Below are 20,722 nucleotides of genomic sequence, written 5' to 3' on the forward strand. Positions count from 1 at the left end.
ACCCGGCTGAACGTGTCGTGGCTCGGGATGCCGTGCTCCAGGCGCAGCAGGAGCCGCAACAGCTCTTCCTTCGACCGGCCAAACTCTTCCATCTCCGCGCAACTGCTCGCTCCGCACAGCACCGCCGCCAACGCGATGAACAACACCTCCAACAGCTCGTGCTTCGCATTGGTTGCGCGCGGGTCCGGCAATCGCCCAAACGCCTTCCTGAACTTCTGCATCCGACCCCCTCCATGATCCGGGAGTCGTCTTCAGAATCCTTCTTGCATTCCAATGCAATAGCCGCCGCAAATCCATATGCGATTCCCCTGCCCGCAAGCGGGAGAGGGAGCGCAGCTTCGTCGCGGCAGCATTTCAAATCTGATCGGATCACCGGCGAGAGCATGATCTAGAGATGTAGAGACCGGCTGTCGAAAGATCAGGCCCAAACGAGGAGATGAAATCGTGATCTGATTCGGATCACGATTTCGGTTTACGTCACCCGCCGTGCTTCTGCGGCTTATGGCCGCTCTGACCGGGATCGTTGTGCTTGTTGTGGTGGCTTTCCTGGTTCAGCCCGCCGCGGCTCACTGGAAATTCCGACTGGCGCGCATCGTGTTTCGGACGTTTCACGCCTGCGTCTTCTGCAACGCGCGCGCCCTGTTCAAGATTGCGCGCGTCGGGGACGTCCGGCTTTCGTTCGAGCATGCGCAACTGCTGCTCGTGGGTCTTCTTGCCCTGCAACACGGTCTTGCGTGATTTCGGCGTCTGATCGTGCGGCGGGCGGCCTTGCCGGCGATCTGGCGCCTCGATGCCGCCCTGCGGGTTGGTATCGTTCTCGACGTCGCCTTCAAACGTGTTCTCGCCCTCGACATCCTCGAGATCGTCCGGCGTTGCCTGCGCCATCGTGACGCCTTTCGAGCCGCCGATCAGCGGATTGCGATGAAGATCGATATCGCTTGGCCGTTTCGTCTTGGCGTGTTTCGTCATGATCGGTTCCCCGTGCAATCGAGCATGCACGGGACAACGCACACTCAACGCGGGAGTTCGATCGGAACCAAAGTCGAGTTGGAGGCCGCAGGAACCTCACTCGGCCCGCGGCGACCTTGTCATCGGGTCAGGCGGCCCGTACGGTCCGCAGGAACCGGCCGACTTCCGTCTGGAGCCGGCTGCTGTCGCGGGACAGCGATTGCGCGGACGAGAGCACCTGTGTGGACGCGGTGCCTGTCGCGGTAGCGCCGCGCTGCACGTCGGTGATCCGCGAAGAGACCTCCTCGGTCCCTTGCGCGGCCTGTTGCACATTGCGCGCGATCTCCTGCGTCGCCGCGCCCTGCTCTTCGACGGCGGCGGCGACCGTCGAAGCGATCTCCGCCAGCGATTCGATCGTGTTGCTGATCTGGCCGATGGCGCCGACCGATTGATTGGTCGCGGTCTGGATCGCCGCGATCTGCTGGCCGATTTCGCCGGTCGCCTTCGCCGTCTGCTCGGCCAGCGCCTTCACCTCGGAGGCGACGACCGCAAAGCCGCGGCCTGCGTCGCCGGCGCGCGCAGCCTCGATGGTGGCATTGAGCGCCAACAGGTTGGTCTGGCCGGCAATGGTGTTGATGAGTTCGACCACATCGCCGATGCGGCTTGCGGCTTTGGACAGTTCGCTCACGCGCTCGGTGGTGGCACGCGCCTGGCCGACCGCATCAGCCGCGATTCTCGCCGAATCCTGGACCTGGCGGCTGATCTCGTTCACCGACGACGACAATTCTTCCGTTGCGGTCGCCACCGATTGCACGTTGGCCGACGCTTCTTCGGAAGCCGACGCCACCGCAACCGTTATTTCCTGGGTGCGTTCGGCCGTCGAGGTGAGCGCCTTAGCGGATTGCTCCAGCTCCGTCGACGCCGTCGAGACGGTGCTGACGATCTCGCCGACAGCTCCCTCGAACGCGTCCGCAAGCTTGATCATCTCGGCCCGGCGCTGCCCGGCGAGGATGTCATCCTCACGACGCTTGGATTCGGCCTCGACCACCGCCTTCTCTTCCGCCTTGACCTTGAACGTCTCGACGGCGCGCGCGACCGCGCCGATTTCGTCCTTGCGCCCGAGGCCGGGCAACTGGACGTCAAAATTACCGTTCGCGAGTTCCTGCATGGCCCGGCTCAGGCTGCGCATCGGTCCCGCGATCGAAAGCGCCGACAGCACGGAAGTCACGATCAGAAGCAGCGCCGCAATGCCGCCGATCGCCAGCGACATCCTGTCTGCCGAGGCCGCCTGCTGCGTCGCCTTTTCGACCTCACCGGCCATGGCCTGCTTGGCACGGTCAACGATCGCATTGGCATTCGACTCGAGTTCAGCGGAAAGCGACAGCATGACGTCATTGGCGATCTGTCGTGAAACCGTCGTCAACTGCGCGGCGCGCGCCTGGGCCTCGTTCGAGATCGTGAGCCCGGAGGCTTCAACGGAAGCAATCTCGAGAAGCTCGGTTTTCATCTTCGCGAGTTTCGCGGCGGCGGTTTCATAGGCGGTCGCCGTGCTCTTCAGCTTCTCGAGCTGCGAGCGCGTATCGGCGGTCGACAGCCGGGAGATCTCATCGATGAAGCCGAGAAACCCCTTGAAACGAGCCGCGAGATACTCCGCGGCCTTTTGCAATTCTTCATCGGTTGTCGCAATGCGGATGCTGCTCGCACCGATCTGGAGGCCTCGCGCCGCCGCCTTGGCGTCGATTGCCGCGCGCGCGATGTTGGACTGCAGGAGTACGCTCTCGTTGGTCCGGGCGACCGTGGCATTCGCCGTCAGTTGATTGACGATCATCAGCGCGACGAAGATCACGCCGAGTGCGGATGCGATGCCGAGCTTGGCTCCGATCCGCAAGTTTTGAATACCCTTGATCATGCCCACCCCGTTGCAGTCTGGCCTCTGGCCCAACCTCTTCAGCCGAGGGGAACTTATTGCTGGGGCTGTTTAAGTAACGTTAAGCCGCCGCAACGAAAGCGCTGAAGCAACCCGAGAGCGAATGAATGATCGCTTGCAGAAACGAACGCTGCATATGCCGACGCGCGAGCGCTCAGCGCGCACAACTCATTGATGTACTCTTTCGTCACAAAGCCTTTCTATCAGGATGATTCGCCCGCATTGGATACCGTCAGCGAAGCATCTCCTTCAACTTCAATACCGCGCTATCCGGAGTCGTGAGCACCGGTCGCCCAGATGCTTGCTCAACCGCGGACGCTGCCGGCGCCATGCTGTATTGCGCGAGCGCGATGATGTCGCAGTCGCGCAAGTCTTTCGACGCTTCGACCACTCGTCGATCATGCTCGGCGCGATCGCCGCGATCGAGCGCCGCCAGTGCGCCCTCCGCCAGTTTCGGCACGAGCGCGACGGAAGCGGGAAACTCGCGAGGCATGGACACCAAAGTCGGCGGAAACGTCGAGAGCAGGCCGACCTTGCGGCCGCTTCGCGCGGCCTGCTCGATCATCGCCTCATTGGGCTTCAGGACCGGCATCGGCGCATTCGCCCGCGCGACGGCTTCGATGCACGGACCGAAGGCCGAGCAGGTGAACAGGATCGCATCGGCGCCGGTGCTCGCGACGTAACGGCCGAGCGCGAGGAAACGCTCGGTCATGGCGTCGGTGAGTTGGCCGTCGCGCGCGAGATCGGCCGACAGGCTGTCGTCGAGCAGGTTCATCAGCCGCACGTCCGGCCACAACCTTGCGAACGATGATTCGATCGGCTCGATCGAATGCTTCAGGGCGTGAATGAGGGCTATGCGCATCATCGAGGCTCACTTGAATGGGATCGCGTACATCATGCCACCCTTGGTCCAGAGCGCGTTCTGGCCACGATCGAGCTTGAGCGGACTCGCCTTGCCGACATTGCGTTCAAAAATCTCGCCGTAATTGCCGGCCGCCTTGATCGCCTGGACCATCCATTTGTTGTCGAGCCCGAGCCGCGAGCCGAGATCGCCCGATGAACCGAGGAGGCGCTGGATCGCCGGCACGCTGGAGGATTTCGCCATCTCCTCCGCATTCGCCGCGGTGACGCCGAGTTCTTCCGCTTCAATCAGGCCGTAATGCAGCCAGGTGATGATGTCGCTCCAGGCTTCGTCGCCGTTGCGGGTAAAGGGCCCGAGCGGCTCCTTGCTGATGGTCTGCGGCAGCACGACGTAATCGGCGGCATTGGGGGCTGCAGTCGCAACGGCGCCGGCGAGCGCCGAAGCGTCCTGGGTCATGGCATCGCAACGACCACCGAAAAAGGTCTGATACATGGTGTCGACGCGATCGAATACGAGCGGCTTCCACTCGATGCCGTTGGCGCGGCCATAGTCGCCGAGCGTTACCTCATGTGTCGTGCCCTGTGCCACGCAGACGGTGGCGCCATTGAGCCCCTTCAGGTCTTTGACCCCGGCATCGACGCGGACGACAAAGCCCTGGCCGTCGTAGAAATTGACCGGGCCTTGCCGCAAACCGAGCGTGACGCCGCGCAGATAAGTCTGCGTCGAGTTGCGATAGAGCACATCGATCTCGCCGGACTGCAGCGCAGTGAAGCGGTTCTGTGCGGTGAGCGCCACATAGCGCACTTTTGCGGGATCGCCCAGCACGCCGGCCGCGAGCGCCCGGCAATAGTCGACGTCGAGTCCCTTGTAGTTGCCTTGCGAGTCCGGCGCGGAGAAGCCCGCAAAACCTGTGCTGACGCCACAAACGAGTTGGCCGCGCTGCTTTACGGTGTCGAGCGTTCCTCCTATTGCCGCCGAGATGGACGTGGCGAGCAAAGCGGTGGCGACAAAGATTTTCTTCATTCTCCCCTCCTCCTGATTATTGCTTGAGCCCTAGTGACCGATGCTCCTCAATGCGCTGTCGACGGCCTTGCCGAGCCGATCGACGATCTCGTCGATTTCCTCCGATGTCGCGATATAGGGCGGCGCCAGCAGAACGTGGTCGCCATCGCGGCCGTCAACCGTGCCCCCGGCTGGGTAGCAGCCGAGGCCGCCCTCGAAGGCTGCTGCCTTGATTTTCTGGTTGAGTTTCAGCGCGGGATCGAAAGGTTGGCGCGCGCTGCGATCGGCAACCAGCTCGATCGCCCAGAACAGGCCGCGTCCCCTGATGTCGCCGACATGGCGGTGATTGCCGAAGCGCTCGATCAGGCGGCGCTCAAGCTGGTGGCCGCGCTCTCTCAAGCGATCGAGCAGTTGCTCGTCATCGATGATCCGCTGCACCTCGAGCGCGGCCGCGCAGGCGAGCGGATGTCCGAGATAGGTGTGGCCATGCTGAAATGCGCCCGAACCGTCACGGATCGCATCCGTGATGCGGCCGCTGGCAAGCATCGCGCCGATCGGCTGGTAGCCGCCGCCAAGACCCTTTGCGATGGCCTGGATGTCGGGCGCAATGCCCTCCTGCTCCCACGCATGCAGCGTGCCGGTGCGGCCCATGCCGCACATCACCTCATCGAGGATCAGGAGCGCGCCATGCCGGCTGCAGATCTCGCGCACGGCCTTGAAATAACCCTCCGGCGCCGGCACGCAGCCGGCGGTGGCGCCAACCACCGGCTCGGCGATGAAGGCCGCGACGGTATCGGGACCAAGGCGCTGGAATTCGGCTTCGAGCTCGGCGGCAAGCCGCGCGACGAACGAAGCTTCCGTCTCGTGATCGCGCCGCTCGTGATAGGCGAACGCCGCCGTTACATGGCTGAAGGCGTTCGACAACAGCGGCGCGTAGGGTTCGCGCCGCCAGGCATTGCCGCCGGCCGAGAGCGCGCCCAGCGTATTGCCGTGATAGCTCTGGCGACGGGCGATGAAATGCTGCCGCCGCGGCTGGCCGATCTCGACGAAATACTGCCGCGCCAGTTTGATGCTGGCCTCGACCGCTTCCGAACCGCCGCTGACGAAATAGACCTGGGCGAGCCCACCCGGCTCATGGCCGACGAGCTTTTCGGCCAGCGCCTCCGCGGGCTCCGAGGTGAAGAACGCCGTGTGGGCATAAGCGAGCTTGGATGCCTGCTTCGCGATCGCCTCGAGCACGCGCGGATGCTGATGGCCAAGACAGGAGACCGCAGCGCCGCCGGACGCGTCGAGGATTTTCCGGCCATCTTCGGCGATCAGCCACACGCCCTGTCCACCGACGGCTTTTGGCGGGGTTTGACGCAAGCTCCGGTGCATGACGCGACTGCGGTCGGTGCCCATGACGGTCAACCTTTCTCGACAACGTATTGCGACAGTTCGGCGAGGCGCGCCTCGGTCTCTTCCAGCCGCTGCCTTGCGGCTGCGCCGCCCAAGGTAAAGGTGACAGCGGCGAGCGACTGCGCGATCGCGATGGCGCCGGTGAGGCTCGGGAAGAAGCCGGGAGAGCTCGCGGCCTCGAACAGCAGCAGATGATCTGCACCTTCCGCCATCGGCGCGCTGACGGTGTCGGCGATCGCGATCATGGTCGCGCGGGCACGATGGGCCGCGCGGGCCGACAACACACTCGCCGTGGAATAGGGCGCGAAGCCGATGACAACGACCGCGTCACCGGAGCGGAAGGCGCCGAGATCGAGATCTTCGGGTCCGGAGCCACCAACAAGCTGCACGGCCTAGGGACGGAACAAGCGAAGCTGGTAGTTCAGCAATTCCGCCACGCTGCGGCAGCTTCGGAAACCGGCGATCCAGATGCGCTCGGCATCACGCAACGCCCTGGCGGCATTTGCCACTGCGCCATGCGAGATCCGCCCCAGCCCCGCCGCCTCGGCTTCGAGCTTGTCGGCGACCAGCGCGACATCGGCGTGAGGCCCGGTACGCCTTCCCTTCGTGCGCGCGGAAAAGGGTGAGGATTGCTCCGGCCGCCGCGCCTCTGTCAGCGCAGCGCGTAATTCGTCCCAGCCGGAATAGCCGAGCGCCTTCGCAAGCCGCGTAAAGGCCGCCGGATCGGCGCCCGCCACGGCCGCAAGTTCCCGCATCGAGCGCGTCGTGGCGTCATAATCGTTTGCAGCCACGAAGCGGCCGACTTGCTGCAGCCGCGTCGGCAACGACGGCAGGGCGCTGCAGAGCTCGTTCAGAGGCGAGGATTTCGGCTGCGGCTGGGCCATGAAACATCTGTTGCACAGTTCAGGTTTTGGTGCAACATTTGACGCGCGCGCCGTCAGCGCATGGCCGAAGATCGCTTCATCTCCGAGGTTGAGGATTTTTGCGCTGTGACGATGTCCACGACCGATCGCCCTCATCGCCGGCCCTTGCACCGTTTCTGGGGCCGCCAGCAGTTCATCGGTTTGATCTGGCAGATCGTGGTGATTGCCATCGCGGTTGCAATCGTTGGTTTCCTCTGGTCGAACGCCGTACACAATCTGTCGGTCCGCCGCATTTCGACTGGATTTGCCTTCCTCGGTCGCGAGGCGGGCATGCCGATCGCGGATTCCTGGATCGCCTATAGTCCGAAGGATCCTTACGCACGCGCGTTCCTTGTCGGCATCGTCAACACGCTGCGCGTCGCCGTGATCGGGATCGTGCTGGCGACGGTGCTTGGCACCATGGTCGGCATCGCGCGACTGTCTTCGAACTGGCTGTTGTCACGGCTTGCCGCTGTCTACGTTGAGGTGCTGCGCGACCTGCCGCTGCTGCTGCAGCTTCTGTTCTGGTACGTGCTGATGCAGGGCCTTCCCGCCGCACGCGCGGCGTGGAAACCGATCGACGGCGTGTTTCTCTCCAATCGCGGCTTGATACTGCCTTCCATTCCCCTCCATGCGGCCAATCTCTGGGCGATCGGAGCGGCGGTGCTTGGGCTTGGCGCATTCTATCTGCTGCGCCGACGGCTGATCGCGCAGCAGATGCGTGACGGACAGCCAAGACGGCTCTGGCCCTATGGATTGATCCTCATCGTCCTGCTGCCGGCATTGGTGTCATGGGCAGTCGGCGCCGCCTGGACCGTGACAAAGCCCGAGCTGCGTGGTTTCAATTTCGTCGGCGGCCTGACGCTGGCGCCGGAATATTTTGCGCTGCTGATCGCGCTCGTCACCTACACATCTGCTTTCATCGCCGAGATCGTGCGCAGCGGCATACAGGCAGTGCCCAGGGGGCAATGGGACGCCGCGGCAGCGCTTGGGCTGCGGCGCAGCTTCGTGCTGCAGCATATCGTGCTGCCGCAGGCGCTTCGCGTCATCATCCCGCCGATGACGAGCCAATATCTGAACCTGACGAAGAACTCGTCACTGGCGGTCGCTGTCGGCTACCAGGACATCGTCTCGATCGCGAACACCACGCTGAACCAAACGGGTCAGGCGATCGAGGCGATTGCACTGATCATGTGCGTGTTCCTGACCATCAGCCTCGCCATCAGCCTGTTCATGAACTGGTACAACGCGCGCATCGCGCTGGTGGAGCGTTGAGCCATGACAATGGTGACGGACCTGTCCGACGCGCCGCTGCCGATCCCGCCGCGCGTTCGAAAGACAACCGGCGGCCGGCCAATGCAATGGCTGCGCGCCAATTTGTTCTCGTCGATCTCCAATGCGCTGATCACTCTGGTTCTGGCCGTCCTTCTGGTGAAAGCCGGCGTCAGCTTCGTGCAATGGGGATTCTCGAATGCGATCTGGTGGCTTCCGGGCAACGACACCGCGGCCTGCCGCGCGCTCCGCGGGCTCGGCGCCTGCTGGGCCGTGATTCCGGAGAAGTATCGCTTCATCCTGTTCGGCACCTACCCGTTCGATCAACAGTGGCGGCCGGCGGCGGTCACGCTGATCTTCATCGCGCTATTCGTCATATCAAGCGGCCGGACGTTTTGGCGCCCCGCGCTGGTCCTCGTCTGGATCGCCGCATTGGTCGTGATCGGCCTCTTGATGTGGGGCGGCGTGTTCGGGATGCCTTATGTCCCGCAGGACCGCTGGGGCGGACTTCCGGTCACGCTGATCCTCGCGACCTTCGGGCTGGCTTTCGGCTTCCCGCTCGGCATTGTCGTCGCACTCGGTCGCCGCTCGAAGCTGCCCGCGATCCGCTCGCTTTGCGTGCTCTATGTCGAACTGATCCGCGGCGTGCCTTTGATCAGCCTCCTGTTCATGGCCAGCGTGATGTTTCCGCTGTTCATGCCCGATGGCGTCAACATCGACAAATTGCTGCGCGCCCAGATCGCCTTCATCCTTTACGCCGGCGCCTACCTCGCCGAGGTCGTGCGCGGCGGGCTGCAGGCCGTGCCGCGCGGCCAATATGAAGCCGCCGATGCACTCGGCCTGTCCTATTGGAAGAAGCACGGCCTGGTGATCCTGCCGCAGGCGATCCGTCACGTGATCCCGCCGCTGGTCAACACCTTCATCGCCTTTTTCAAGGATACCAGCCTGGTGCTGATCATCGGCATCTTCGATCTGCTGACGACCGCGAAGACGGCGATTATCGATCCCGCCTGGCAATCATTCAGCGTCGAGGTCTATGTCTTCGTCGGCCTGATCTATTTTGCCTTCTGCTTTGCCATGTCGCGCTACAGCAGGCGGCTCGAGGCGCAGGGCACGCCACGATGACGGCGTAAGGCGGTCCGGCGGCACATTTCTTGCTTGTCCCCAGCAGACTTCCCAGGGGATATTCCATGAAATTGACGTCCAAAGCCGCCGCGTTGCTTTTCCTGCTGGCCTGCTTTGCCGGCCTGCCCGCCCCCGCGCTGGCGCAGGACAAGGTCGCCGTCGGCGTGTTCCCGCTCTCGTCGTCGCTGCCTTATTTCGTCGCGCTGGAACGGGGGTTCTTCAAGGAACAGAACATCGAGCCCGAGATGACGAAACTCCTGGGCGGCCCAGCCAATGTCGCCGCACTGATGACCAACCAGATCGAGGTCTCCGCCGTGCTGGTGACGCTCGAGGGCCTCAACGCCGATGTCAAGAAACCGGGGGTCGCCACCTATATCAGCCTCAACAGCCAGACCAGGGTCTGGAAGATGGAGCAGTTCGTCGTCCGCAACGGCTTTGCGGCGAAAACGATCGCCGATCTCAAGGGCGCCAAATTGATGTCGGCGCCGGGCCCGGCCAACATCAACACCGCCAAAGCGATCCTGGCCAAGAACGGCCTGAAGGAAGGCGACTATACGATCGACCAGCTCGACATGGGCCAGCACGTCAACGCGATGACGGCCGGCACTTTCGACGGCGGCTATACGCTCGAGCCGAATGCATCGATGATGATCAAGGCCGGCGTCGCGCATCCGATCGAGGCCGGGGTGATCTCGAAATATATCCTCGGCAACGAGAGCGCCAACGCCTACGCCGCCGGCTGCACGATGACCGCCGACTTCATCCGGAAGCGACCGGATGTGGCAAAACGCTTCGCCGCCGCCTGGGCCAAGGCGATCGCCTTCATCAACGCCAATCCGGATGACGCGCGCAAGCACCTCGCCAAGAACACCTACACGCCGGACAATGTGGTCGATATGGTGCCGATGCTCGGCTATGTGATGGTCGGCGACATGACCAAGGAGCAGCTTGCCGATCTGCAGGCCTTCGCGGATTTCGGCAACTCGATCGGCGTCGTTCCCGAAAAGATCGACGTCACCAAGTTCCTGCACAAGTTCTGAGGCGCGCATGACGAGCGCGACCGCAAGCACGGCGAGCGGGGTGGTCAACGGCTTCGACGAGTCGCGCCGGACGGCGCCGCATGTCACGATCCGCGGGCTTTCCAAGCGTTATCCCGACGCAGTGATCTACGACGCCTTCGATTTCGATATCCCGCGCGGCAAGCTGATCTCGGTCTTCGGACCGAACGGCTGCGGCAAGAGCACACTGATCAACATGATCGCAGGGCTCGTGCCCGCTGATGCCGGCGAGGTGCTGTTCGACGGACGGCCGCTGAGCCGCGTCAAGTTCGGCTATGTATTCCAGAACTATCGCGAAGCCCTGTTTCCCTGGCTGCCGGCGTTCGACAACATCGTCTACCCGCTGAAGCTGATGGGCGTGCCGAAGGCGGAGCGCAGGCTGCGCGTGGAGCGGCTGGTGGCACATCTCGGCGTCAAGATCGACCTTGCGCTTTATCCCTATTATCTCTCCGGCGGACAGCAGCAGCTGGTCTCGATCATGCGCGCGCTGATCGTCGAGCCCGAGATCCTGTTCCTCGACGAGCCGTTCTCCGCGCTCGACTACGAAATGACGCTGTTCATGCGCGAGCAGTTGCAGCGCGTGTTCATGGAGACCAAGACGACGACGGTCCTGGTGTCGCATGATCTCGAAGAGGCGGTGTATCTCTCCGACTACGTATTGCTGTTGTCGCGCCATCCGGCCCGCGTGGTCGAGTTCGTGCCCTATGACGCGCCGCGGCCGCGCACCGACAAGACCATGACGGAGCCTTCCTTCATCGCCACCAAGGCGCATTGCCTGAAACTGTTTCAGCGCGAGGTGCGCCGCGGATGACGGGACCCAAGCAAATCGCGCGGGCGTTGCTGCCACTGGTCGGCGTCGCGATGTTGCTCGCCGTCTGGACGCTGGTGAATGGGCTGAATCTGGTCGATCCCGTGCTGCTGCCCTCGCCTGCCGCGACGTTCAGGACGCTGTGGGAAGGCATGACCAGCGGCAAGCTCGGCGTCGACTTCGTCAAGACCGTGGTGCGGACGATCTCCTCCACCGCGATTGCGGCCGTCATCGCCATTCCGCTCGGCATCCTGCTCGGCTCCTCGGAAAAGCTCTATCGCTCGGTCGAGTTCCTGATCGACTTCTTCCGTTCGACGCCGGCTTCCGCGATGTTTCCACTGTTCCTGGTGCTGTTCGGCGTCGGCGACCGCACCAAGATTTCGGTGGCCGCGTTCGGCGCCGGCCTCGTGATCCTCTTCAACGTCGCCTATGGCGTCATGAATGCGCGCAAGACGCGGCTACTTGCCGCCAAAGTGATGGGCGCATCGCGGACGCGCGTGCTGTTCGACGTCATGCTGCTGGAATCGCTGCCGCAGACCTTCGTGGGCCTGCGCAACGGCGTATCTCTCGCACTCGTCATCATCGTGGTCGCGGAAATGTTCATCGGCTCGACTGACGGGCTCGGCCAGCGCGTCTTCGAGGCGCAGCAACTGTTCGACATGCCCGGCATGTATGCGGCGATCTTTGCCGCCGGCGCGCTCGGCTATGCGCTCAATCTCCTGTTCCTGCTGATCGAGCGCCGCTTCGTGCACTGGGCCGGCCGCTAGCGCCAGGCCTCTCCCGGCCTCACGACAAGGTCGTGCGAACCCGAAATATCCGTATCGGCCGATTGGCATATCTTCCGCATCGCCGGACACATGCTCTGATCGAAACCTCCGTTCCCCAGGGAGAACCTCATGGCTCGTACCGTTGCCGACCAGATGGTCGAAACCTTCGCCGCAGCCGGCGTGAAGCGCATCTACGGCATCGTCGGCGACAGCTTGAACGGTTTCACCGACGCGCTGCGCCGCCACGGCGGCGTCGAGTGGCTGCATGTGCGGCACGAGGAAGTTGCGGCGTTCGCCGCCGGCGCCGAGGCGCACATCACGGGCGAGCTCGCGGTCTGCGCCGGAAGCTGCGGCCCCGGCAATCTGCATCTGATCAACGGCCTGTTCGACTGCCATCGTTCGCGCGTGCCGGTGGTGGCCATCGCAGCGCATATCCCCTCACCCGAGATCGGCTCAGGCTTTTTCCAGGAGACGCATCCGGAGCATCTGTTCCTCGAATGCTCGAGCTATTGCGAATTGGTGTCGGGCGCCGAGCAGATGCCGCGCGCGCTCGAGATCGCCGTGCGGCGCGCGATCGCCGAGCGCTGCGTCAGCGTCATCGTTATCCCCGGCGACATCGCGCTCAAGCCGGCCACCACCACGTCCGCCTCGCCATCGACGGGGCTGGTGCTGTCGCAGCCGGCGGTGGTTCCGTCCGATGCCGCGCTCGCACAACTCGCCGACCTCCTGAACCAGTCGGAACGCGTCACACTGCTGTGCGGCAGCGGCTGCGCCGGCGCACATGACGAATTGATGCAGCTTGCGGAAGCCCTGAAGTCGCCGATCGTCCACGCCATGCGCGGCAAGGAATATGTCGAGTGGGACAATCCCTACGATGTCGGCATGACCGGCCTGATCGGCTTTTCCTCCGGCTATCACGCCATGGAGAACTGCGACACGTTGCTGATGCTCGGCACGGACTTCCCCTATCGGCAGTTCTATCCAAAGGACGCGCGAATCGCGCAGGTCGATGTCAGGCCCGAGGCGATCGGCCGGCGCGTGGCCGTCGAGCTAGGCGTCATCGGACAGGTCGGCCCGACATTGCGCGCGCTGCTGCCGCGACTGACGGCCAAGGACGATCGGCGGTTTCTCGACGGCGCGCGCAAGCACTATGCCGAAGCGCGCCGCGGGCTCGACGAGCTCGCCTCCGGCCGCAAGGGCGGCACGCTGCATCCGCAGCAGATCGCGCGTGTCGCAAGCCAGCTCGCGAGCGAGGACGCGATCTTCACCTGCGACGTGGGCCTGCCGACGGTCTGGGCGGCGCGCTATCTGGCCATGAACGGGAAGCGTCGCCTGATCGGCTCGTTCTGGCACGGATCGATGGCCAATGCGATGGCGCAGGCGATCGGCGCCCAGGCCGCCGCGCCGGGACGCCAGGTCATCTCGCTCTCCGGCGATGGCGGTTTCACGATGCTGATGGGCGATCTGTTGAGCCTCTCGCAGCTCAAGCTGCCGGTGAAAGTGATCGTGTTCAACAATGGCGCGCTCGGCTTCATCGAGCTCGAGCAGAAGTCTTCCGGCTTCCTCGACACCGGCACGGAGTTGAAGAACCCGAACTTCGCCGCGATGGCGGAAGCCACCGGCATCAAGGGCGTCCGCATCGAGGATCCCGCTGAAGTCGAGGGCAAGCTTGCAGAAGCCTTCGCACATCCCGGGCCGGTCGTAATCGACGCCGTCGTCAACCGCCTGGAACTCGCGATGCCGCCCAAGGTGACCACCGAAATGGCCAAGGGCTTTACGCTGTATATGGTGCAGGCCGTGCTGAACGGCCGCGCCGACGAAGTCGTCACACTGGCGCGGACCAATTTGTTGCGGTGACAGAGATTACGTCGACCTGCGTCCGCGATGCACGACTCCCTCTCCCGCTTGCGGGAAGGGCTGGGGTGAGGGTGTCTCCACATCGGGACTCCCCGAGTGGAGAGAACCCTCACCCCGCGCTTCGCCATAGCCGAAGCTCCGCTTCGGCGTTCTTTAAGCACGGCCGCCAACGGCGGCCTACGCCTCTCCCGCTTGCGGGAGAGGTGACCGGACCCCATCGATCACTGTTACGTGCAGCGCGCGGAGAAGCCTGAGGCCGCGAGCTTCGCCAGCACATCGTCGAGATGTGCGCGGTCGCGGGTTTCGATCACGAGCTCGAGCAGTGTCGCCTTGGCCGGCAGCGCCGAGAAGGTCCGCTGGTGCGAGACTTCGATGATGTTGGCGCCGACTTCGGCGAGCAGCGCCGAGACCGCGGCGAGCTGGCCGGGTCGGTCGACGATGTCGAGCGCGAGCTGCGTCAGCCGTCCCTCGCGGGCGAGCTCGCGCGTCAGGACCGAGGCGATGAGCCGCGTGTCGATATTGCCGCCGGTCAGGACCAGGCCGACCTTCTTGCCCGCGAAACGCTCTGGCGCGGCCAGAACCGCGGCGAGCCCCACTGCACCGGCTCCCTCGACGACCGTCTTCTCGATCGAGATCAGCATCGCCACCGCACGCTCGATCTGGTCTTCCGTGACCAGCAGGATGTCGTCGACCAGTTCGCGCACGATCCTGGTCGTGATCTGGCCGGGCGACTTGACAGCAATGCCCTCGGCAAGGGTATCGCCACGCATCGGCAGGTGCTCGTTCCTGACCGCGTTGTACATAGACGGGTAGAGCTGGGCCTGGACGCCGATGATCTTCAGGCCGGGCGTGAGCGATTTGGCGGCGATCGCGATGCCAGAGATCAGCCCGCCGCCGCCGACCGGCACGACGAGCACGTCGAGGTCCGGTACGGACGCAAGCATCTCCAGCCCGATGGTCCCCTGGCCCGCCATGATCAGCGGATCATCGTAAGGATGGACGAAGGTCATGCCGCGCGCCTCGCATTGCTTGCGGGCGAACTGCGCGGCATCTTCGAGCGTCGCTCCGGAGATGATGACTTCGGCACCGTGACGCCGCGTGTTTTCGATCTTCACCATCGGCGTCCCGATCGGCATCACGATCGTGGTGGGAACGCCGAGCCGCAAGGCGTGGTAGGCGACGCCCTGCGCATGATTGCCGGCCGACATCGCAATCACGCCGCGCTGTCGCTCCTCGGGCGACAACGCCTGCAGGCGGTTCAACGCCCCGCGCTCCTTGAAGGAGGAGGTGAACTGCAAATTCTCGAATTTCAGCCAGACGTCGCAGCCGCAGATCTCGCTCAGCGTCCGGCTCTGGTTGCAGGCGGTGACGATGACCGAATCGCGGATGGTCGCCGCGGCGGCCCTGATATCGGCCAAGGTGATCGGAAGTTTTTTCAAGTTGACCTCGGCTTGTCCTGTAGCTCCTCTTGGCGCGCCCGTGCCATGTTCATGGCTTCTCTCCTTCTGGATACGATCTGGAATGCCAACCTATATCGCCCTGCTGCGCGCCGTGAATGTCGGCGGAACCGGCAAGCTGCCAATGACCGAACTGAAGGCGATGTGCGTCGCCGAAGGATTTGCGAGCGTACAAACCTATATCGCCAGCGGCAATGTGGTGTTCGACAGCAAATGGCCGGCCGCGAAGGTGAAGGTGGCGCTGGAGAAGCGGTTGCAGGCCTATGCGGGCCGGCCGGTCGGCGTCGTGATCAGGACTGCGGAGGAGCTGGCCGCGGTGCTGAAGGCCAACCCGTTTCCCAAGGCGCCGCTGAACTGGACCGTCGCGATCTTCCTCGACGACGCGCCGCCGGCCGATGCGCTTGCGGCGGTCAAGGGGCAGCAGGACGAAGAGGTGCGCCTCGGCAAGCGCGAGATCTATGTCGCTTATGGCGCAGGCATGGGGCGCTCGAAGCTGAGGATACCGGCGGCGGCCAATGGCACCGCGCGGAACATCAACACGATCGCGAAGCTCGTGGAACTCGCGTCGCGCGGTTAGATCGTTTCCCGTCCGGCTCAGGCGTCCTGCAGCGCGGCCGGCGCATCCTCGCGCTGCCTGACCGGCTCGGCCCGCTCGACCACATCGCAATTCTCGCAAAGCAGAACGGTACGAAAATGCTTGTCCAGCGCGACGGTCCGTTGCCGGCCGCATTGGCAGCGCATCTGCTTGTCCATGGGGATGACCCTGGTTGTATTTGATTCGCGGAAAGGTCGGTGCGCCTAGCTAGCCGGTAAGGGTTAACCTAGTGTGACGATGATGGCGCGAATCCGGCGCTGCTTCGGCACGCCGTTTCTCCCGCGGCGCCGATTTCGAGCGTTTCGAGGCTGACCAGCCAGCGCAACAATTCCGCGCCACCGGGACCGGAAACGTCAGCTGAGACCGTTAGCTGCAAGCCGAGACAGCAATTGCCGCTTGGCCTTGTGCCGCGCCCGAAGATCGGTCAGGCGGCGATGAAATTCGTCATCAGTCCCTTGCTGGAGCGAAAGCTCGCGCAAGTCCGCAAGCATGACGGTCACCTGATCGTAGGCGTGGTTGTTGCGAACGGCTATAAGATCCTCGACGTCCGGCCAGGCCGCCTCTCTTCGTCGCCTCAGCGCTTCTATTCTGCCTTTCCTGGCCTTCGCCTCGCTCCGCTGCGCAAGTTGTTGCTCGGCCTGCGTTCGCTCTTCCTCCGCCTTGCGGCGCGCTTCCGCCAGTTCGGTTGCGATCCGGCGCAATTCGCCGGCCTGCCTGCGCGGTTGTGCGGAGTTCTCGGACGGGATGGCCGGGCGGCAACGGCGACGAAAATCCGCGCGAACAAGCGGATCGCCATCGTAGAGGCGCCGTAGATAAGCATCTTTCTCCTTCGCGCCGAGTGCTTTGATCGCCGCGGTGATTTCCTGTTCCTGCGGTTCGGGATGCAGGACGGCAGGCCTTGCGGCCGCTGCTTCGACGAGGTCGCGATCGATGCAGAAGAACTCCGCGAAGGCCGTAAGTTGAGGCGTCAGCGGCCCGAGCCCGTCGAGCGGCTCGACTGTCTTGTCCGGAATGTTCTCGCTCTCCACCGACATAAGCCAGATGAGATAGAACGGCCGAAGATCACCCTCGAGCAGATCATTGCGCACCGGAGCGATGGCATTAAGCCACCCCTCGCCGCCCTCGCCCTCCGTCTCCAGGTCATCCCGCGCCACATCAAGAATCACGTTCTCGTCTTGAATTCGAACACGTGCGTCGTCTCCACCGCCAATGAATCGTTTCAGGTGGGGAACGTCCAACGCAAGCTTGGGAATGCGGATCGATATCCGTCGCGAGCCCCAATTGGCCAGATACAGGAACAGATCGAAGTATCGCGCCATCAACCGATCGGGGTTGCCCTTGAAGTCACCCCAATTATAGGTGTTCACAAAGCTGGCGGCAGTGATGTCGGCACGGCTCGACAGCGCGCGCAGCTCCTGCTGCTCGGTCGGACTGAGCAGCCGATCGATCGCCCTGAATTCGTAGTACTGGTATTCACTCATGCGATCACTGCTGGTCGTTCGATCCTGACGCTCGCATCAAGACTGGATGCGGCATATGTTACACTCGAACGAGCCGGGTGATTAAGAACGGGCCTCGAACCTTCAACAGGAAACGTCTGCCCCATCGCGCACGGGTCGGCGGTATTCAGAGACTCGGCACATCCTCCAGCGCGACCGGTTGCAGGCCGCCGAAGCGGCGTTCGCGGCGGTGGAAGGAGGCAAGCGCCTCGGCGAGATCGTCCACGTCGAATTCCGGCCACATCCGCTCGGTGAAGTGCAGCTCGGCGTAGGCGCCTTCCCATAGCAGGAAATCGGACAGGCGCTTTTCGCCGCTGGTGCGGATAATGAGATCGACGTCGCGCAGATTCGGCTCGCCTGTGATGAGTTCGGAGAAGGCTTCGCGCGTGAGCTTGCCGAAGCCGGCGACCCGCGTCGCGGCGTTGAGGATGGCATCGCGCGCGGAATAATCGATCGCCATGCGCAGATGCAGGGCGTCGCCATCCGCCGTCGCTTCTTCCGCGCGGCTGATCGCAGTGGCGATACCTCCAGGCAGGCGGTCGCGGCGGCCGATCACGGTGAGGCGGACGCCATTGCGCACCAGCGCCTGGATCTCGTTGGCGAGATAGAAGCGCAGCAGGCCCATCAGCGCGGTGACCTCGGCCTTCGGCCGGCGCCAGTTATCGCTGGAGAAAGCGTACAGTGTCAGCGTGCCGATTCCCTGCGAGGGCGCCGCCTCGACGATGCGGCGGATCGCTTCGACGCCGGCCTCGTGGCCGCGCAGCCGCGACAGCCCCCTCCGCGTCGCCCACCGTCCATTGCCGTCCATGATGATGCCGACGTGCAGTTTGGAGGAGAGATCACTTTGCATTACAAAGTCTCCGGTCAAAAATGGGAATCGTGATCAGGCTGGCAGGATGCCGAGTTGGGAAGGCGCGGCGCCCTCCTTGCCCGCGGCCTTGGCGGCATCACGCACCAGCCGTTCCAGCACGACCAGATAGTCGAGGAAACGGCGGCGGCCCGCCTTGGTGAGGCGACAGGTGGTGTGCGGACGGTTGCCCTCATAGCCCTTGGTGACTTCGACGAGTCCGGCTTCCTGCAGCACCTGCAGATGACGGCTGAGATTGCCGTCGGTCAGTCCGCATAGCTGCTTGAGATCGGCGAACGCCAGTCCCTTGGGATGCGTCATCAGCGAGGTCATCAGCCCAAGCCGCGCCTTCTCGTGGATCACGCGGTCAAGGCCGTCATAGGAAAACGGCGCGTTGCTGGCTTCAATCTTCGACATCGTTTTCTCCAGAGGCGAAATACAACAGGGCAGCCATCAAAACCTGGCCGACGACGAAGGGCAGGCCCATGGTCCAGGGCGACAATGCGTGGCTCTGGCTCGCGACCACCAGCACTGCAAAGCCGGAGAGAAAATACCAGGCCCCTGCGAAAGCGATGCTGCGGGGCAAGGAACGAACCGAAGCGAACACGCCGAGGCTCACCAGCACCTGCCACAGGCCGGGCAGCATCCACAGCGTTTCGGGCGCGAACTTCCACAACAGGATTGCGAGCAGCACGCCGGCGACGCCCGCCGGCAGGAACTGCTCGACCGCCTGCTGGATCATGGCGTCGGCGAGCCCGGAATGATGCCGGCGCGAGCGCGCCCGCATCTCGGTCCAGATCAGCGCGGCGGAAAGCAGCGCGGCGATGGTCCAGCCGCCGAAGAAGGTCAGAGGGTTCGCCGTCGGATTGTCGAGCCCCAGGAACTGCAGGATCGCAGTCAGTAACGCGACACCACCGGTGGCAGCCACGGTCGCCGGGCCGTAACCGCGGAACGCGGTGCCCGCCGCAATCTGGCTGCGGATGGCAAGTATATCGGCCAGGGCCTTGTCGAGATCGCGCATCGGTTGTCCGAACTTTGCATTGCAAAGTATAGCGAGTCGCGAGGCGGGCGCAAGTCGGCCTGCGGCCGACCGCCAATCACTTCACCGTCTTCACGGAAACAGTTTGTGTAGCCCCGGTGCCGCTAGACCTTCACCAGGCTCGCAAATCCGCCATAGATCATGCGCTTGGCGTCGAAGGGGGCCGACTTCCCGTTCATCATGGATTTGAGACGCTCGTCCCCCATCACCTTGGCGTTGATCTTGTCGCGCTGGGCGCGCGATTTGTAGGTGATCCAGGCGAACACGACGGTTTCGCCGGGTTTCAGCTTGACGCTCTGCGGGAACGAGGTGAGCTTGCCGGGCTTGACGTCCTCGGCGACCCATTCGCGATAGTCCAGCGCTCCATGTTCGCGCCAAACCTTGCCGGCTTTCCGCGACATCTGGGCATAGGCGGCAAGATTCTTCTTCGGGACGGCGACGATGAAGCCATCGACATAGGGCATGGGCGGTTCCTGTTGTTGTTCCCGTCATTGCGAGGCGCGAAGCGACAAAGCAATACATGTACCCGCTTGCGCTGGCGTGGATTGCTTCTCGGAGCCTGTCGTCGGGCAACGCTAGCGCCGCCCCGGTGACTCGCAATGACGGTCTGTGGTGCGTCAGTTATGGCAACAGGATGCCTGAACCGGCGTCGGCTGGTATTGGTCACGGTGCCGCACCCAGTCCATCGGATAGGGCAGGCCCTCTTCGTGACGGCCGAGCGGCGTGAGATCGAGGTAATGGTATGCCGCGTTCATCATGTCGAGACCGCGGGCAAAGCACGAATAGGTGTGGAAGGTGTCGCCGGCCTCGTCGCGATAGAACACGCTGATGCCCGGCGCCTCCTCGACGCCGAAACCGGACGTGCCGAAATTGTAGATCCGGGCGCCCGACTTCAGCTCCTCCGGCGTGAACGACACTGCGAAGTCGTGGTTGAAGTCGCAATTCGCAGAGGACAGCCAGTCGAACGTCCAGCCCATCCGTTTCCTGAACGCTTCCAGCTTCTCGAATGGCGCACGCGAGATCGCCACCAGCGTGGTGTCGCGCGCCGCCAGATGCGGGATCAAGCGCTCATATCCGTCGGCCCAGAACGAGCAGCTCTTGCAGCCCTCATCCCAATCGGGCCCGAACATGAAGTGCTGCACCACGAGTTGCGGCTTGCCCTTGAACAGGTCGGCGAACGGCACCTTGCCGTTCGGGCCGTCGAACAGGTAGGCCTTGTCGATCTTGACCCAGGGCAATGCCCGCCGCTCCGCGCTGAGCGCCTCGCGGGCACGGGTGAGCTCCTTTTCGTGCGCCATATGGACCTTGCGGGCTTCGATCCACTCCTCGCGTGACACGATCTTGTGCGGCTGCATGGCA

23 protein-coding genes are annotated in these 20,722 nt (G+C 63.7%); 7 read left to right on the forward strand and 16 right to left on the reverse strand.

Annotated elements, in window-relative coordinates:
- The 8 genes from K288_RS0118250 to K288_RS54765 all read right to left on the reverse strand — a co-directional run.
- Positions 1-221 (reverse strand): transposase family protein (locus K288_RS0118250; protein ID WP_027580939.1); only part of this gene is annotated, 221 nt, incomplete at its 3' end.
- A gap of 256 nt (positions 222-477) precedes the next feature.
- On the reverse strand, positions 478-969 hold the full coding sequence (locus K288_RS54755; RefSeq protein ID WP_244443173.1) for a hypothetical protein: 492 nt from the start codon (positions 967-969) through the stop codon (positions 478-480).
- A gap of 127 nt (positions 970-1,096) precedes the next feature.
- Positions 1,097-2,857, reverse strand: coding sequence for a HAMP domain-containing methyl-accepting chemotaxis protein (locus K288_RS0118265; protein ID WP_027580861.1), 1,761 nt, complete (start codon positions 2,855-2,857; stop codon positions 1,097-1,099).
- A 250-nt stretch (positions 2,858-3,107) separates the two neighbouring features.
- Positions 3,108-3,737: an aspartate/glutamate racemase family protein gene (locus K288_RS0118270; protein ID WP_027580862.1), complete on the reverse strand. Its 630-nt coding sequence runs from the start codon at positions 3,735-3,737 to the stop codon at positions 3,108-3,110.
- A 9-nt stretch (positions 3,738-3,746) separates the two neighbouring features.
- On the reverse strand, positions 3,747-4,760 hold the full coding sequence (locus K288_RS0118275; protein ID WP_027580863.1) for an amino acid ABC transporter substrate-binding protein: 1,014 nt from the start codon (positions 4,758-4,760) through the stop codon (positions 3,747-3,749).
- A gap of 30 nt (positions 4,761-4,790) precedes the next feature.
- On the reverse strand, positions 4,791-6,140 hold the full coding sequence (locus tag K288_RS0118280) for an aspartate aminotransferase family protein (protein WP_027580864.1): 1,350 nt from the start codon (positions 6,138-6,140) through the stop codon (positions 4,791-4,793).
- Positions 6,141-6,145: 5 nt separating this feature from the next.
- Complete coding sequence (locus tag K288_RS54760) at positions 6,146-6,526, reverse strand: SIS domain-containing protein (RefSeq protein ID WP_244443174.1); 381 nt, start codon at positions 6,524-6,526, stop codon at positions 6,146-6,148.
- Between the two features lie 3 nt (positions 6,527-6,529).
- On the reverse strand, positions 6,530-7,021 hold the full coding sequence (locus K288_RS54765) for a hypothetical protein (protein ID WP_244443175.1): 492 nt from the start codon (positions 7,019-7,021) through the stop codon (positions 6,530-6,532).
- A 111-nt stretch (positions 7,022-7,132) separates the two neighbouring features.
- On the opposite strand from K288_RS54765, the gene K288_RS0118290 reads away from it, so the two are divergent.
- The 6 genes from K288_RS0118290 (at position 7,133) to poxB (ending at position 13,926) form a co-directional block, all read left to right on the forward strand.
- Positions 7,133-8,314, forward strand: coding sequence for an ABC transporter permease subunit (locus K288_RS0118290; protein WP_027580865.1), 1,182 nt, complete (start codon positions 7,133-7,135; stop codon positions 8,312-8,314).
- Between the two features lie 3 nt (positions 8,315-8,317).
- Positions 8,318-9,436: an amino acid ABC transporter permease gene (locus tag K288_RS0118295; RefSeq protein WP_027580866.1), complete on the forward strand. Its 1,119-nt coding sequence runs from the start codon at positions 8,318-8,320 to the stop codon at positions 9,434-9,436.
- A gap of 65 nt (positions 9,437-9,501) precedes the next feature.
- Complete coding sequence (locus K288_RS0118300; protein WP_027580867.1) at positions 9,502-10,476, forward strand: ABC transporter substrate-binding protein; 975 nt, start codon at positions 9,502-9,504, stop codon at positions 10,474-10,476.
- 7 nt (positions 10,477-10,483) lie between these two features.
- Positions 10,484-11,305, forward strand: coding sequence for an ABC transporter ATP-binding protein (locus K288_RS0118305; protein WP_027580868.1), 822 nt, complete (start codon positions 10,484-10,486; stop codon positions 11,303-11,305).
- Positions 11,302-12,069 carry an ABC transporter permease gene (locus tag K288_RS0118310; RefSeq protein WP_027580869.1) on the forward strand — a complete coding sequence of 256 codons (768 nt, stop codon included), beginning with the start codon at positions 11,302-11,304 and terminating at the stop codon, positions 12,067-12,069. The genes K288_RS0118305 and K288_RS0118310 overlap by 4 nt, the downstream gene beginning before the upstream one ends.
- 129 nt (positions 12,070-12,198) lie before the next feature.
- Positions 12,199-13,926, forward strand: a complete 1,728-nt coding sequence (poxB, locus tag K288_RS0118320; protein WP_027580870.1) for a ubiquinone-dependent pyruvate dehydrogenase — start codon at positions 12,199-12,201, stop codon at positions 13,924-13,926.
- Between the two features lie 227 nt (positions 13,927-14,153).
- Here the strand turns inward: poxB and K288_RS0118325 are convergent, their stop codons facing one another.
- Positions 14,154-15,365, reverse strand: coding sequence for a threonine ammonia-lyase (locus tag K288_RS0118325; protein ID WP_027580871.1), 1,212 nt, complete (start codon positions 15,363-15,365; stop codon positions 14,154-14,156).
- A gap of 82 nt (positions 15,366-15,447) precedes the next feature.
- On the opposite strand from K288_RS0118325, the gene K288_RS0118330 reads away from it, so the two are divergent.
- Positions 15,448-15,960: a DUF1697 domain-containing protein gene (locus K288_RS0118330; protein ID WP_027580872.1), complete on the forward strand. Its 513-nt coding sequence runs from the start codon at positions 15,448-15,450 to the stop codon at positions 15,958-15,960.
- Between the two features lie 17 nt (positions 15,961-15,977).
- Here the strand turns inward: K288_RS0118330 and K288_RS53650 are convergent, their stop codons facing one another.
- From K288_RS53650 to K288_RS0118365, 7 genes are all read right to left on the reverse strand, one after another.
- Positions 15,978-16,136 carry a hypothetical protein gene (locus K288_RS53650; RefSeq protein WP_160168982.1) on the reverse strand — a complete coding sequence of 53 codons (159 nt, stop codon included), beginning with the start codon at positions 16,134-16,136 and terminating at the stop codon, positions 15,978-15,980.
- Positions 16,137-16,331: 195 nt separating this feature from the next.
- Positions 16,332-17,459 (reverse strand): hypothetical protein, encoded by a 1,128-nt coding sequence (locus tag K288_RS0118340; RefSeq protein WP_027580873.1) that lies wholly within the window; start codon positions 17,457-17,459, stop codon positions 16,332-16,334.
- Between the two features lie 145 nt (positions 17,460-17,604).
- Positions 17,605-18,327 (reverse strand): di-trans,poly-cis-decaprenylcistransferase, encoded by a 723-nt coding sequence (locus K288_RS0118345; protein ID WP_027580874.1) that lies wholly within the window; start codon positions 18,325-18,327, stop codon positions 17,605-17,607.
- A gap of 33 nt (positions 18,328-18,360) precedes the next feature.
- Complete coding sequence (locus K288_RS0118350; RefSeq protein ID WP_027580875.1) at positions 18,361-18,741, reverse strand: transcriptional regulator; 381 nt, start codon at positions 18,739-18,741, stop codon at positions 18,361-18,363.
- Complete coding sequence (locus tag K288_RS0118355) at positions 18,728-19,345, reverse strand: hypothetical protein (RefSeq protein ID WP_027580876.1); 618 nt, start codon at positions 19,343-19,345, stop codon at positions 18,728-18,730. The genes K288_RS0118350 and K288_RS0118355 overlap by 14 nt, the downstream gene beginning before the upstream one ends.
- Before the next feature lie 122 nt (positions 19,346-19,467).
- Positions 19,468-19,827, reverse strand: a complete 360-nt coding sequence (locus K288_RS0118360) for a DUF1428 domain-containing protein (RefSeq protein WP_027580877.1) — start codon at positions 19,825-19,827, stop codon at positions 19,468-19,470.
- 153 nt (positions 19,828-19,980) lie between these two features.
- Positions 19,981-20,718, reverse strand: a complete 738-nt coding sequence (locus tag K288_RS0118365; RefSeq protein ID WP_027580878.1) for a DUF899 domain-containing protein — start codon at positions 20,716-20,718, stop codon at positions 19,981-19,983.
- Between the last annotated feature and the right edge of the window lie 4 nt (positions 20,719-20,722).

Origin of the sequence: Bradyrhizobium sp. Ai1a-2 (genome assembly GCF_000426245.1) — a bacterium.
GTDB lineage: Bacteria > Pseudomonadota > Alphaproteobacteria > Rhizobiales > Xanthobacteraceae > Bradyrhizobium.